We start from the raw sequence: 13,501 nt of genomic DNA, 5'->3' as shown, positions 1-13,501 counted from the left end.
GACGTTGATCGATCGGACGGCGAGTCGGGCACCGGAGCGGAACGGAGTCGGTCGAGTGCACGGTGAGTACAAGATCCCCGGCGGCAAGCTGGTCGTGGTCGACGTGGACGCTGAGGACGGCGTGCTGTGCCGGGCGCGGGTCGCGGGCGACTTCTTCCTGGAGCCCGACGAGGCACTCGACGCGGTGAACCACGCCCTGAACGGGGCCCCGGTGGACACGGACGCGGCCGGCCTGGCCGCCCGCATCGACGCGGCCCTCCCCGAGGGGACCGTGATGTACGGGCTGACCTCGGAGGGCATCGCGATCGCCGTCCGCCGCGCGCTCGCCCACGCCACCGACTGGACCGACTACGACTGGCAGCTGATCCACGAGGGCCCGCAGTCCCCGGCCCTGCACATGGCGCTGGACGAGGTGCTGACCGCCGAGGTGGCGGCGGGCCGGCGCGCCCCGACGCTGCGCGTGTGGGAGTGGGGCGCCCCGGCGGTGATCATCGGCAGCTTCCAGTCCCTGCGCAACGAGGTCGACGCGGCCGGCGCCGCCCGGCACCGCGTGGAGGTCGTCCGGCGGATCTCCGGCGGCGGCGCGATGTTCGTGGAGCCGGGAAACACCATCACCTACTCGCTGTCCGTCCCCGAGGCGCTGGTCCAGGGCCTGTCCTTCCAGGACAGCTACGCCTACCTGGACGACTGGGTCCTCGGCGCGCTCGGCGACATGGGGATCAGCGCCTGGTACCAGCCGCTGAACGACATCGCCACCGACCAGGGCAAGATCGCGGGTGCCGCCCAGAAGCGGATCGTGGGCCCCGACGGACGCCCCGGCGCCGTACTGCACCACGTGACCATGTCGTACGACATCGACGGGGACAAGATGCTCGAGGTGCTGCGCATCGGCCGGGAGAAGCTGTCCGACAAGGGCATCAAGAGCGCGAAGAAGCGGGTGGATCCGCTGCGCCGGCAGACCGGGCTGCCCCGGGAGGCCGTGATCGAGCGGATGATCGAGTCGTTCCGCGGCCGGTACGGGCTGTCGCAGGGCAAGGTGACCGACGCGGAGCTGGCCCGCGCGGAGGAGCTGGCGCGCACCAAGTTCTCCTCCCCCGAGTGGACCGCCCGGGTGCCGTGAGCCGGACCGGCCGGTCAGTCCACCGGGTGGCCGGGGCTGATGTCGAGGGCGTCGCGCAGCCGCAGCAGCGGGCGGCCGTCCTCGCGCCCTCCGGCGTGCTCGGGTTCCACGACGAAGCCGACGTGGTCGCCGCCGTCGACCCGGGTGCGTACGGTGCCGACGAACCAGGCCGCCGCGTCCTCCAGCACGATCTCCCCGCCGGGCCCCGGCCGCCAGCGCGCCCGCGTGAACTTGTCGACCTCGTCGCCCGTCTCCCCACCGAACAGCCGGGCCAGCTCGTGCTGGTCGCGGGTGAGCAGATGGACGGCGAGACGGTCCGCGTCGCGGGCCACCCGGTAGGTGCGGTTGACCTTGGACAGCCACACCACGTACCGCAGAGGCCGCATGGAGCACTGCGCGGAGAAGCCGACCAGACAACCGGCCCGCTCCTCCCCCACCGCGGCCGTGACCACGCACATCTCGGGATCGAGCCGGTCGAAGAAGGAATCCGTGTCCGCCACACCCTACGCATGCCCCGCCGGGCCCGGATCGCACCGCGCGGCCGGCAGGAGCACCCGCTCCTGCGGCGGGGAACCCGGACGGGGTGCGAGGCGTCATCTCAGGTGACCCGGGTGGCCCACCGGCCTCCCGCCGACGAGACGAGGACGACGACGTGGTGAGTGACAAGGCCCGGAAGCTGTTCGAGGCACTCGACCTCGACCGGAACGGGACCCTGACCCGCGAAGAGGTGATCGTCGCCCTGCGGACGAAGGGACCCTCCCTGGCCGCCTCCGGGATCCTCCCGTTCTGGGGACTCCAGGACGCGGACGCCTCCTCCGCGCTGTTCGACGCGGCCGACCAGAACGGGGACGCCGTCCTGACCCTGGAGGAGTTCGCCGCGGTCGTGGACCGCCGCTTCGGCTGGAGCTAGGGGGTGTCTCGTCGATCAGGCCGGATCAGCGAGCGGCGTCTGGTGCCGTGCATCGCAAGGCGGAGGAGGGAGTCAACGCGATGGGGGTCCCCCCGCGCGAGCGCAGCCGAGCGTGGGGGAGTCGGCGACCGACGACAACGCGGCGAGGCGCGGTGCCAGGCGCCGGGAGCCCGGCATGATCGACGAGACACCCCCTAGGCCGGGGCAGAGCCGTGCGGGGGCTCGTCCGGGCTCGGGTCGGGGCGCGGCGGCTCGCCCTCGTCCGAGTTCAGGCTGATCCGGAGCTCGCCCTCGTCCGAGTTCGGGCCGGTCCGGGGCTCGCGCTCGTCCGCGCCGGAGCCGGGCGGGGCTCCGCGCCGGTCCGCGGCGGGGCGTACCTCGAAACCGCCGCGGTCGTCGAACCGTACCTCCCGGACGGCGTCGAAACCGTCCGCACGCGATGGACGGCGCAGCCGCCTCACCGTGGCGTGGATGCCGGTGTCGGGAACCCGGTCACGGCCCTCACGTGCGGCGTTGCGCGCCAGGGACCCGGCGAGGTCGGGCGGGAACCAGTAGGCGGTGACCTTCGCCCCGTGCGCGTGCCCGGCCTCGATGAGCGGCGCCCACTCCTCCGGTGACGGATTGGTGTTGTCGACCGCCACGGACCGGCCCGCCTCCAGGGCCTCGGCCACCAGCCGCATCTGCCGGTCCTGCTTGCGCCGGGCGCCGCGCGGGAACAGATCCTTGCTGACCAGCTCATGATCAGCGGAGAGCCGCTGCCGGTAGAACGCCGACTTGCCGGAGGCCTGAAGCCCCACGAGCACGGCCACCTCCAGCGGGGTCCCGGTCGCCACCAACCCTCCCGGTCGCTCCAGTCGCGCTTCTCCGTGAAGCCGCAGCCGAACCGGGTACCCGAGGGCACGCGGCGCAATCACCGCTTTCCGCAGGGGGCGACATGAGAGTCGAACTGATCGAGCTGGCCGCGAACGTGCTGTTCGACGTCCCGGACGACATGCACCAGGAGATCATCGCTCTGATCACGGCCGTGGCCGAGGACCCCGCCGCCCAGGCCCCGGGCATGTCCGCGGCGTTCGGCGAGTGGTGCTGGCTCGTCTACACCACGCATCCGGACGTGATCGAAGTGCTGGACGCCGGCTGCGCCCGCTGAGCCGGCCGGAGGTACGACCGGTGACAGGGCGGGTGATCTTGCCGGAACCGATGTATCAGCCCGCGTGTCCCGGAAACCCGGTGGGTTAAGGAAGGGGGCACCACGCTCCGGGAGAAGGCTCCGGGAGACGCGAAGCCCGAGAGAGAGGAAGAGGGTCCTGCCATGGCCGATGACCTCATCACCCTGGTCACCACCGACCACCGCGAGTTGCAGCGCCTGTTCGAGATGATGAAGACCGACAGGAGTTCCCGGCCGCTGGCCCTCCCCCTGGCCGTGGCCATGCTGGAGGCTCACAGTGAGGCCGAGGAGGACCGGGTGTACCCGGCCGTGGCCCGCGAGGCCGGCGAGAAGGAGGAGGCCGAGCACGCCGCCGAGGAGCACCACGAGGCCGAGAGCCTCGGCAAGCACCTGCTGGAGATGGACTGGGAGAGCGAGGAGTTCGACCAGGCCCTCCAGGAGTGGATCGGCGCCGTCGAGCACCACATGGAGGAGGAGGAGAACGAGATCCTCCCCGCCCTGAGCCGGGCCGTCGGCCCCGAGCGGCTGCGGGAACTGGGCATGGAGTTCGCCACCCGGCGGGCGAAGAAGCTGGCGGGTCAGCCCCTGAAGGCCGCGGGCACCGGCGGCAGCGGAGGCGGAGGCGGAGGTCAGCGGGGAGCGGAGGGCGAGACCCGCGCCGAGCTGTACGAGAAGGCCCGGGACCTCGGCGTCGAGGGCCGGTCCACCATGAACAAGGAGGAGCTGGCGGAGCAGGTCCACAAGGCCGAGGACGCCGGGAACGGCTGACGCGGCCACCGAGCGGTCCGCGCGGGACCGGGCCCGTTCACACAAGGCGACTGACAGATCATCATCGTGCTGGTTATGATGCCCGTGATGATGACCTTCTCCTCGTGTGGATTGGGGGAATCTTTCGCGAACGGTGAGTGCTGATGGCACATCACTTCGCGAACGAGATTCCGCCCCGCCTGTCGATGTGGCAGCGCGTGCGTGAGTACGCCGTGCCACCGTCCATGATCGAGACCGCGACCGCACGCCGTGCGGTCGGCGACTGGGCGGGGGCCTGCGCCGCCGCCCGGATCGACGTCGATCTCGGTCTGCGCGCCGTGCGCGACCGCCACGGCACCGATCCAGCCACCCGCCTCCGCGCGGACCTGCGCCGACTGGTGCCGGATCTGCTGCGCTGGCACATGCCCCGTATCGCCCCCGACGGGCGGCTCCGGCCCGGCCTGACCCTCTCTCTCGCCCGCTACCGCGGTTCCGGCCCCACCCCGCTGCACCTGGTGGTGCGGACACCGCCCGCCTGGGCGGACGCCGGGCAGCGAATGTCCCTGGCCCTGTGGGAGGGGCCCGGGACCGGCTCGCCCGGGCCCCATCCGCATCCGCATCCCGACCGGCGTTTCCGGCTCGACCTGCACCGGCATCTCTGGGACGCCGAACGGAGCGGCGAGCTGCGGCGGCGCTGCGGATACGGCCCGGAAGGCACGCCGTACGTCCCTCCCCCCGACCTGGGGGAAGACCTCACCGATGGCCTCGTCGAGCACGGCTCCCCGTGGGCGGTGACGCGGTGGGCCGCGGAGGCGGAGCTGCTGCTGCGGGCCGAAGGACGCCCTCGTGGGGCGTTCGCTGTGCGGCTCGACGCGCGAAGGCGCGCCGTCTTCGAGCTCGTCGCCCCCGACGACAGCCACGTCCCGACGCTCCGGCCGCTGCGCGAGGCGCTGTCACCGCAAGAGGTCGCGGCGCTCCCACTGCTGCCGGAGGCGGCGGCCCGGCTCCTTCCGGACCTGGAGCTGCTGCGGGCCGGGCTGATCACGGCGGAGCGACTGCATCCACTCGTCGCCGCGGCGCTGCCCGTGCCCGCCCGCGCACCGACGGCCGGTCCGGCCGCCGAGGCCCCCCGGACCATCCAGGCTGCTCAGACCGTCCAGGCTGCTCAGACCGTCCAAGCCGTCCAGGCGGCCGACCCGCACCGGGTGCACTGCCGGGGCGAGGTCCACCGGATCGCGCTGCGCGACGGGGTGCTGACAGCCGTCGACCACGACCCTGCCGAGCTGCGCCGCGAGGAACTGCTCGTGGCGCTCGGCGGGCCGGCGCTGCCCTGCCTGCGGGCGATCGACTCCGTACACCGCAATCCGGAGGCGCTGCCCGCGGTCCGGGAGCGGCTGCGCCACGGTGATGTCGCCGGGGCGCTGGCCGTGGTCGAGGGCTTGCTCGGCCCCGCCGCGGTCCTGCGCGACGGGCCGCTCCGGAAGGAACTCGAGTCCGCCGCGGCGCGCCGCGTCGATCACGGTCTCTTCCGCTCGGGGCTGGTCGCCGTACACCCCGCCTCGGGTACGGGGGGTGGCGCCACGGTCCGGAAGCACGCGGAGACGGACCACCGCCCCCGGCTCGACCGCCACGCACCTCCCGCGATGCGCCACAAGCGCACCGGCCGCAGCAGGCCCCGCACCGGCCTGCTCCGCTGACCACCACGGAAGTCCCTTACCCGCACCGCGTTGGGCGCCGTGCGCTGCATTTCCTCCGGGACGGCCGCCCCGTTCCGTCGCCTCCCCTCTGCCTCTCCCTTTCCTTCTCTCGCACCCAGGTGATGCCCATGACCTCCAGCACCCTTCTGCCCACGTCCGGAACCGACACGCAACTCGCCGTCGCCGACGACCTCTTGTCCCTGCTGCGGACGACCACCACCGAGCCGCGCCCCGACGAGCAGCTCGAAGCGCTGACGCTGGCCGTCGCGGCAGACCTGCCCGTGCTGCTGTGGGGTGAGCCGGGCATCGGCAAGACCGCGGCGCTGACCCAGCTCGCCGCCTCCCTCGACCTGCCGCTGACCACCGTGATCGCCAGCGTCCACGAGCCGTCCGACTTCTCCGGGCTGCCCATCCTGGGCGACGACCCCGCGGTGCGTGGTGTGCCGATGGCGCCGCCGCAGTGGGCCGTGGAGCTGGTGCGGGCCGGGCGCGGACTGCTCTTCCTGGACGAACTGTCCACCGCCACGCCGGCCGTGCAGGCGGCGCTGCTCCGGGTCGTGCTGGAGCGGAAGGTCGGCACGCTGCAACTGCCGCCGGGGGTGCGGATCGTGGCCGCCGCCAATCCGCGCGCGTCGGCGGCGGACGGGTGGGAGCTGAGCCCGCCGCTGGCCAACCGGTTCGTCCATCTGCACTGGGTGCACGACCGGGAGGTGGTGGTGCGCGGCCTCGGCGGGGTCTGGCCCCGGGCGCGCCTGCCCCGCCTGGTACCGGAGCGGCTGCCGGAGGCGGTGGCCTTCGCGCGGCGCGCGGTCTGCGGCTTCCTGGAGGCCCGGCCGACGCTGATCCACCGGCTGCCGAGCACCGAGGGACGGCGCGGCGCCGCCTGGCCGTCGCCGCGGAGCTGGGAGGCCGCGTTGACGCTGCTGGCGTTCGGCACGGCGGCCTCCGTCTCCCGCGAGGTGCTGGCCCTGCTGGTGCGGGGCGCGGTCGGGGACGGACCCGGGCTCGAACTCCTCGCCCACATCGACCGGATGGACCTGCCGGACCCCGAGTCGCTGCTGGCCGATCCCGCCGCCGCCGAACTGCCGGTGCGCGGCGACCTGCGGCAGGCCGCGCTGGAGGCGGTGGTGGCCGCGGTCGGGGCGCGGCCGGAGCGGGAGCGGTGGGAGGCGGGCTGGGCCGTGCTGACCCGGGCGTTGGAGACGGGGGCGCCGGACCTGCTGGTCGCCCCGGCGAAGGCCCTGGCCGCGCTGCGGCGCGACGAATGGGAGGTCCCGGAGGCGGTGGAGCGGCTGGCCGGTGTGATCGGCCTGGCCCGGCGGGCGGAGCACTCGGTCCAGCGCGTGGCGTCGACGGCCGGTGCGGGGCGGGCGACGGGGGCGGGCCGATGACGGCGTCCGCGCACGGCCGGCGCGGGGCGGGTGTCGGGGGTACGCCGATGCCGGAAGCCGTGAAGCACCCGGTGCCCCACCCGCCGGCACCCCGGAAGCCGAAGCCGCACCCCCTCCCCCGCCCCGAGCCACACACGCCACCCCACCCCGAGCCGGCAGCACAGCCCCGCCCGGAGACGCGCCCCCTCCCCCACCCCAGGCTCCCCCTGGACATGGACAAGCTCCTGGCCGCCCGCCTGCACGCGGTCAAGGTCCGCCCCTACCTGGCCGCCGCGCTCTTCGCGCTGCACGTGGTGGAGGACCGCTCGGTGCCGACGATGGCGGTGGACGCGTACTGGCGCTGCTACGTCTCCCCCGGCTTCGTGGCGCGCACCCCGGTGGAGGAGCTGGCGGGCGTCTGGGTGCACGAGGTCTCCCATCTGCTCAGGGATCACCACGGGCGGGGCGAGCGGTACGCGCGGGAACACGAGGATGACGGGCCGGGCGCGCGGCTGCGGCGGAACATCGCCGCCGACTTCGAGATCAACGACGACATCTACGGGGACGGTCTGCCGTGCCCCACCGGGGCGGTGCTGCCGTCGCTGCTGCGACTGCCCACGGGCCTGCTGATGGAGGAGTACCTGCGGACGGCGTCGATGTCGGGCCTCACCGCGGACCTGGCCTGGCTGGACTGCGGCAGCGGCGCGGACGGGCAGCGGCGGCCGTGGGAGCTGGGGCCCGACGGGGCGCACGGCCTGAGCCGGCAGCAGCGGGACGCGGTCCGCTTCCGGGTCGCCGAGGGGATCAAGGGCCGGCCGGGGGACGCGCCGGACGGCTGGCGCCGGTGGGCGGACGAGGCGTTCCATCCGCCGCAGCCGTGGCGGCAGTTGCTGGGCGACGCGGTCCGCTCCGCGGCGAGCGCGCCCGGGGTGGGCCAGAACCACAGCTACCGGCGTCCGTCCCGGCGCTCGGCCGGGGTGCCCGGGGTGGTGCTGCCGAGTCTGCGCCGTACGCCGCCCCGGGTGTGCGTCGTGATCGACACGTCCGGCTCGGTGAGCGACGCCGAGCTGGGCGGCGCGCTGCTGGAGGTGGCGGCGATCTCACGGGCGGTGGGCGGGCGCCGCGACCTGGTGTCGGTGATCTCCTGCGACGCCGCGGCCGGGATCGCCGTACCGCTGTGCCGGGCGGAGAACATCGAGCTGATCGGCGGCGGGGGAACGGATCTGCGCTCCGGTTTCGCCCGGGCGCTGCGCTCGCGGCCCCGCCCGGACGTGATCGTGGCGCTGACGGACGGTCAGACGCCGTGGCCCTCGGCGCAGCCGCCGTGCCGTACCGTCGTCGGTCTCTTCCCTCGTCCCGCCCGCGCGGTGAACGAGCGGAACCCCGACTACGTCCCGGAGACCCCGCCGGCCTGGGCGCGGGTGGTCACCATCGGCTGAAGCGGCCGGTGACGTTCCGCCGTCTTTTCGAAATCGCTGCCCTTTTTCTCGCCCGTTTGTCATACGGGTCCGCCCTGCGTGTTTCGTAGCGACGCGGTCCGCGGTGCGCGACCATACGGACGCCGACTCGGCAGCCATCAGCAGAAAAACCGAGACAGGAAGAAGGACGGGCATGTCCGGCAGCGAAAGCGAGAACCCAGCGATCCCTTCCCCGACCCCCGCCCCGACTCGGCCCAGGACGAATCGGGACTGGTGGCCGAATCAGCTGGATCTCCAGGTCCTCCATCAGCACTCGCCCCGCGCGAATCCGATGGACGAGGACTACGACTACGCGAAGGAATTCGCCGCGCTCGACGTCGAGGCGCTGAAGCGGGACGTCTTCGAGGTGATGACGACGTCCCAGGACTGGTGGCCCGCCGACTACGGCCACTACGGCCCGCTCTTCATCCGGATGAGCTGGCACGCGGCGGGAACGTACCGCATCGCCGACGGCCGCGGCGGTGGCGGCAGCGGCGCCCAGCGTTTCGCGCCGCTGAACAGCTGGCCGGACAACGCGAGCCTCGACAAGGCGCGCCGTCTGCTCTGGCCGGTCAAGCAGAAGTACGGCCGGAAAATCTCCTGGGCCGATCTTCTGGTGTTCGCCGGGAACTGCGCCATGGAATCCATGGGATTCAAGACCTTCGGGTTCGGCTTCGGGCGAGAGGACATCTGGGAGCCGGAGGAGATTTTCTGGGGGCCGGAGGACACCTGGCTCGGGGACGAGCGTTACAGCGGTGACCGGGAACTCACCGGTCCTTTCGCCGCCGTACAGATGGGCCTGATCTACGTCAATCCCGAGGGCCCCAACGGAAATCCGGATCCGATGGCCGCCGCGCGGGACATTCGCGAGACCTTCGGGCGGATGGCGATGAACGACGAGGAGACGGTGGCGCTCATCGTCGGCGGTCACACGTTCGGCAAGTGCCACGGCGCGGTCGATCCCTCGTACATCGGTCCGGAGCCCGAGGCCGCGCCCATCGAGCAGCAGGGTCTCGGCTGGCGGAACACGTACGGCAGCGGCAAGGGCCCCGACGCCCTCACCAGCGGCCTCGAGGGCGCGTGGACCACCCAGCCGACCCGCTGGGACAACGGGTACCTGGAGAACCTGTTCGGGTACGAGTGGGAGCTGACGACGAGTCCCGCCGGCGCGAAGCAGTGGAAGGCCACGGACCCCGCGGCGAGTGACACGGTGCCGGACGCCCACGATCCGTCCAAGAGGCACGCACCGATGATGCTGACGACGGATCTGGCGCTGAAGGTGGATCCGGTCTACGCGCCGATCGCCAAGCGCTTCCACGAGAACCCGGACCTGCTCGCGGACGCGTTCGCCAGGGCGTGGTACAAGCTGCTGCACCGTGACATGGGCCCGGTGTCGCGGTACCTGGGGCCGTGGGTTCCCGAGCCGCAGCTGTGGCAGGACCCCGTGCCCCCGGTCGATCACGAGCTGATCGCGGACGCGGACATCGCCGACCTCAAGGCCAGGATCCTCTCCTCGGGGCTGTCCGTCTCCCAGCTCGTCACCACCGCGTGGGCGTCGGCGGCGAGCTTCCGCGGCACCGACAAGCGCGGCGGCGCGAACGGGGCGCGGATCCGGCTGGCGCCGCAGAAGGACTGGGAGGTCAACGACCTGCCCGAGGTGTGGCAGACGCTGGAGGCCCTGGAGCGGATCCAGCGGGACTTCGACCTGGCGCAGACCGGCGGGAAGAAGGTCTCCCTCGCCGATCTGATCGTGCTCGGCGGGTGCGCGGCCGTGGAGCAGGCGGCGCGGAACGCGGGGTACGACATCACCGTGCCGTTCGCGCCGGGCCGTACCGACGCCTCGCAGGAGCAGACCGACGCGGACACGTTCGCCGTGCTCGAACCGAAGGCGGACGGGTTCCGCAACTACCTGCGGCGGGGGGAGAAGCTGTCGCCGGAGACCCTGCTGCTGGACCGCGCCAACATGCTGAACCTGACCGCCCCCGAGATGACGGTGCTCATCGGTGGCATGCGGGCGCTGAACACCAACTTCGGGCGGACCTCCCACGGTGTCCTCACGCACCGGCCGGAGACCCTGACGAACGACTTCTTCGTCAACCTGCTCGACATGGGCACGGAGTGGCAGGTGTCGCGGTCGGACGAGAACGTCTACGAGGGCCGGGACCGTGCCACGGGCGAGACCAAGTGGACCGCGACCGCCGTCGACCTGGTCTTCGGCGCGCACTCCCAGCTCCGGGCCGTCTCGGAGGTCTACGCGGCCCAGGACGCGGCGGAGAAGTTCGTCCGTGACTTCGTGGCCGCCTGGGACAAGGTGATGAACCTGGACCGGTTCGACCTGCGCTGAGCACCGCGCCGGCCCGGCCGACCGCTCCCCGGCCGGCCGGGCCGTGCCGTGTCACTCCACAACGGGAGCCGGCTCCGCGACGATCATGGCGGCGGCCTCCTCCACCACGGCGCGCGCCCGCCGCTCCGGCACACCGGCCGCGATGAGCAGGGCCACGGCGGCCCGGGTGCCGTCGTCCTCCAGCGCCCCGGTGTTGACCTGTTCCAGCAGTGCCACCGTCATCGCCTCCAGGCCCGCGCTCAGCACCGCCGGCGGCAGATGGGCGGGGAAGACTCCCTCGCGCCGGCCGCGCTCCAGGATGGCCGTCACCTCGTCACGCGCGGGCCTGAGGATCTCGGCGACGCGTTCCGCGCCCAGGTCGCGCTGGGCCAGCGCCAGGAGCATCCGGTAGCGGTCGCCCACGGGCCACATCGAGAGCGTGAAGTAGGCGAGTGCCCGCTCGGCGGGCTCCTCCGGCCGCACCCCCACCGCCACCGCGTCCCGCAGTGTCTCGGAGGCCTCCTCGGCCAGCGCCTCCAGCAGCGCGCCCCGTCCGGGGAAGTGCCCGAAGAGGGTGCGGCGTACGACACCGGCGGCGCGCGCCAGCTCCTCCAGCGTGATGTCCGGGTTGCGGCCCAGCTCGTGGCGGGCCGTGGCCAGGATGCGCGCCCGGTTCGAGCGCGCGTTGCGGCGCTGCGGTACGCGGGCGACGGGCTTGGTCACGGACAACCTCGGTCGGGTCGGCACGGCGGACAGGGAGGGTGCCGCCCATTCTGGCACGCGTGTCCCGGGAGACGACCCCCGTTTTTTGCACATGGACGGGCAACAAACTAACCTGCACATCGATGGGCAATTAACGATGCCGCCGCTGTCTCCCCCAGGAGCCTTTCGATGCCGTTCCTCGCGAACACACCCGTGGAGAAGTCGACCGAGCCGTATCCCCGGCGCTGGTGGGCGCTGCTCGTGCTGTGCCTGAGCCTGCTGATCGTGGTCATGGCCAACACGTCCCTGATCGTGGCCGCCCCGGACATGACCCGGGACCTGCGGCTGAGCAGCAGTGATCTGCAGTGGGTGATCGACGGCTACACGGTGCCGTACGCCGCGCTGATGCTGGTGCTGGGCGCGATCGGCGACAAGTACAGCCGCCGCGGCGCCCTCATAGCCGGGCTGCTGGTCTTCGCCGGCGGTTCCGTGATGGGCAGCCTGGTGGACGAGACCGGCCTGGTCATCGCCGCCCGCGCGATCATGGGTGTGGGCGCCGCCGTGGTCATGCCGGCCACGCTCTCGCTGCTGGTGGCCATATTCCCGAGGCGGGAGCGGGCGCGCGCCATCACGGCCTGGACCGCCACCTCCGGCCTCGCCATCGCCGTCGGCCCCGTCGTCGCCGGCCGGCTGCTGGAGGACCACGCCTGGGGCTCGACCTTCCTGATCAACGTGCCCATCGCGGTCCTCGCCGTGCTCGGCGCGTTCGTGCTGGTGCCGCCGTCGAAGGCGGAGGGCATGGGCCGTATCGACTACGTCGGGGGCCTGCTGTCGATCGTCTCCGTCGGCTCGCTCGTCTACGCGATCATCGAGGGCCCGCACTTCGGCTGGGGCACCGGTCCGATCACCGCGGCCGTGGTCGCCGGCGCCGGGTTCGCGGCCTTTGCCCTCTGGGAGCTGAAGCACCCTCAGCCCATGCTGGACGTCCGCAAGTTCGGCGAGCGCGCCTTCACCGGCTCGATGCTCGCGGTGCTGTTCTTCTTCTTCGGCACCTTCGGCGCGATCTACTACGCCACGCAGTTCCTGCAGTTCGTCCTCGGCTACGACGCCCTGGAGACCGGTGTCCGTCTGCTCCCGCTGGCCGGTGCCGTCTTCATCGGCGCGGCCGTGACCGGGAAGCTGACGCCGAAGCTCGGCGTGAAGGCCACGATCGTGCCCGGGATGGTCCTCGGCACCGCGGGCGTGCTGCTGCTGACCCTGATCGAGAAGGGGGCGACGTACACCGACTTCCTGCCGTCGCTGCTGCTGCTCGGGTTCGCGATCGGGCTGAGCGTGTCCCCGGCCACCGACACGATCATGGGCTCCTTCCCCGAGTCCGAACTGGGCGTCGGCGGCGGCGCCAACGACACCTCCCTGGAACTCGGCGGCTCGCTCGGCATCGCCGTCCTGGGCTCGCTGCTGGCCACCGCCTACCAGGACGAACTGACCGACCTGGTGGGCGGCCGGCTGCCGCACGACGCCCTGGACGCCGCCACGGAGTCGGTGGGCGGCGGTCTCGCGGTCGCCGAGCGGATCGCGCAGACCGCGGGCGCCGACCCTCGGCAGGCCCAGGCCCTGGTGGACGCCGTCCACGAGTCCTTCGCCCACGGTGTCGCGCACACCAGCCTCATCGGCGGCCTCATCATGGCCGCCGGCGCCCTGATCGTCCTCGCCGTGCTGCCCGGCCGCAAGGCCGCCGCCCGGGCGCAGGACACGGAAGGCGCCGAAAGGGAGGGCGCGCAGGCCGGCAAGGAGCACGCGCGGGTCGGCTGACCCCACGGACGGGCCGTGCCTGAGCGGCGCACGGCCCCGGACGGTGCCGGGCGGGAACGCCCGGCACCGTTCACTCGGTTTTCGCCGACTCGTCGAAGAACCTGGCGATCCGGGGCAGGGCCTGCCGCACCGATCCGTTGTGGTCGTGGTCGCCGACGTCGGTCAGCCGGCGTGCGGCGCCGTTGCTCAGCGACCCCT

Annotated in this window: 12 protein-coding genes; 9 read left to right on the top strand and 3 right to left on the bottom strand. The window is 72.8% G+C overall.

The genetic code is table 11. From position 1 onward, the window contains the following. Window positions 1-55 precede the first annotated feature (55 nt). Window positions 56-1,120, top strand: a complete 1,065-nt coding sequence (locus ACIG0D_RS11615) for a biotin/lipoate A/B protein ligase family protein (protein ID WP_399798719.1) — start codon at window positions 56-58, stop codon at window positions 1,118-1,120. Between the two features lie 14 nt (window positions 1,121-1,134). Here the strand turns inward: ACIG0D_RS11615 and ACIG0D_RS11610 are convergent, their stop codons facing one another. Further along, window positions 1,135-1,620, bottom strand: coding sequence for a flavin reductase family protein (locus tag ACIG0D_RS11610; RefSeq protein ID WP_399798717.1), 486 nt, complete (start codon window positions 1,618-1,620; stop codon window positions 1,135-1,137). Between the two features lie 155 nt (window positions 1,621-1,775). Between ACIG0D_RS11610 and ACIG0D_RS11605 the strand changes: the two genes are divergently transcribed. Then, a complete protein-coding gene (locus ACIG0D_RS11605) occupies window positions 1,776-2,030 on the top strand; it encodes an EF-hand domain-containing protein (RefSeq protein ID WP_365768425.1) in 255 nt (84 codons plus the stop codon). Window positions 2,031-2,224: 194 nt separating this feature from the next. On the opposite strand, the gene ACIG0D_RS11600 is transcribed toward ACIG0D_RS11605, so the two are convergent. Beyond that, window positions 2,225-2,863, bottom strand: coding sequence for an AAA family ATPase (locus tag ACIG0D_RS11600; protein ID WP_399798715.1), 639 nt, complete (start codon window positions 2,861-2,863; stop codon window positions 2,225-2,227). Window positions 2,864-2,964: 101 nt separating this feature from the next. Here ACIG0D_RS11600 and ACIG0D_RS11595 point away from each other — a divergent pair, with 101 nt between their 5' ends. The 6 genes from ACIG0D_RS11595 (at window position 2,965) to katG (ending at window position 10,810) form a co-directional block, all read left to right on the top strand. After that, on the top strand, window positions 2,965-3,177 hold the full coding sequence (locus ACIG0D_RS11595; RefSeq protein ID WP_365767634.1) for a hypothetical protein: 213 nt from the start codon (window positions 2,965-2,967) through the stop codon (window positions 3,175-3,177). Window positions 3,178-3,339: 162 nt separating this feature from the next. Further along, complete coding sequence (locus ACIG0D_RS11590) at window positions 3,340-3,963, top strand: Rho termination factor N-terminal domain-containing protein (protein WP_399798713.1); 624 nt, start codon at window positions 3,340-3,342, stop codon at window positions 3,961-3,963. A gap of 143 nt (window positions 3,964-4,106) precedes the next feature. Then, window positions 4,107-5,639, top strand: coding sequence for a hypothetical protein (locus ACIG0D_RS11585; RefSeq protein ID WP_399798711.1), 1,533 nt, complete (start codon window positions 4,107-4,109; stop codon window positions 5,637-5,639). A 128-nt stretch (window positions 5,640-5,767) separates the two neighbouring features. Further along, complete coding sequence (locus tag ACIG0D_RS11580) at window positions 5,768-7,030, top strand: AAA family ATPase (RefSeq protein WP_399798709.1); 1,263 nt, start codon at window positions 5,768-5,770, stop codon at window positions 7,028-7,030. Window positions 7,031-7,242: 212 nt separating this feature from the next. Continuing rightward, window positions 7,243-8,448, top strand: a complete 1,206-nt coding sequence (locus tag ACIG0D_RS11575) for a VWA-like domain-containing protein (protein WP_399798706.1) — start codon at window positions 7,243-7,245, stop codon at window positions 8,446-8,448. A 172-nt stretch (window positions 8,449-8,620) separates the two neighbouring features. After that, a complete protein-coding gene (gene katG / locus ACIG0D_RS11570) occupies window positions 8,621-10,810 on the top strand; it encodes a catalase/peroxidase HPI (RefSeq protein WP_399798704.1) in 2,190 nt (729 codons plus the stop codon). A gap of 51 nt (window positions 10,811-10,861) precedes the next feature. Here katG and ACIG0D_RS11565 read toward each other — a convergent pair whose 3' ends face one another. Further along, entirely contained in the window at window positions 10,862-11,512 is a 651-nt protein-coding gene (locus ACIG0D_RS11565) for a TetR/AcrR family transcriptional regulator (protein WP_399798701.1), read from the bottom strand. Between the two features lie 168 nt (window positions 11,513-11,680). Here ACIG0D_RS11565 and ACIG0D_RS11560 point away from each other — a divergent pair, with 168 nt between their 5' ends. Further along, on the top strand, window positions 11,681-13,303 hold the full coding sequence (locus tag ACIG0D_RS11560) for an MFS transporter (RefSeq protein ID WP_399798698.1): 1,623 nt from the start codon (window positions 11,681-11,683) through the stop codon (window positions 13,301-13,303). The last annotated feature ends 198 nt before the right edge of the window (window positions 13,304-13,501 follow it).

Origin of the sequence: Streptomyces sp. NPDC052773 (assembly GCF_044547145.1) — a bacterium.
Classification (GTDB): domain Bacteria; phylum Actinomycetota; class Actinomycetes; order Streptomycetales; family Streptomycetaceae; genus Streptomyces.
The sequence above is the reverse complement of the archived record's forward strand: the minus strand, read 5'-3'. Positions and strand labels throughout refer to the sequence as shown.

Bases quoted from the DNA above. Each gene is read 5' to 3' on its own strand.
- ACIG0D_RS11595 (WP_365767634.1), top strand. From the start codon at position 2,965: ATGAGAGTCGAACTGATCGAGCTGGCCGCGAACGTGCTGTTCGACGTC.
- ACIG0D_RS11590 (WP_399798713.1), top strand. From the start codon at position 3,340: ATGGCCGATGACCTCATCACCCTGGTCACCACCGACCACCGCGAGTTG.
- ACIG0D_RS11585 (WP_399798711.1), top strand. From the start codon at position 4,107: ATGGCACATCACTTCGCGAACGAGATTCCGCCCCGCCTGTCGATGTGG.
- ACIG0D_RS11580 (WP_399798709.1), top strand. From the start codon at position 5,768: ATGACCTCCAGCACCCTTCTGCCCACGTCCGGAACCGACACGCAACTC.
- ACIG0D_RS11575 (WP_399798706.1), top strand. From the start codon at position 7,243: ATGGACAAGCTCCTGGCCGCCCGCCTGCACGCGGTCAAGGTCCGCCCC.
- katG (WP_399798704.1), top strand. From the start codon at position 8,621: ATGTCCGGCAGCGAAAGCGAGAACCCAGCGATCCCTTCCCCGACCCCC.
- ACIG0D_RS11560 (WP_399798698.1), top strand. From the start codon at position 11,681: ATGCCGTTCCTCGCGAACACACCCGTGGAGAAGTCGACCGAGCCGTAT.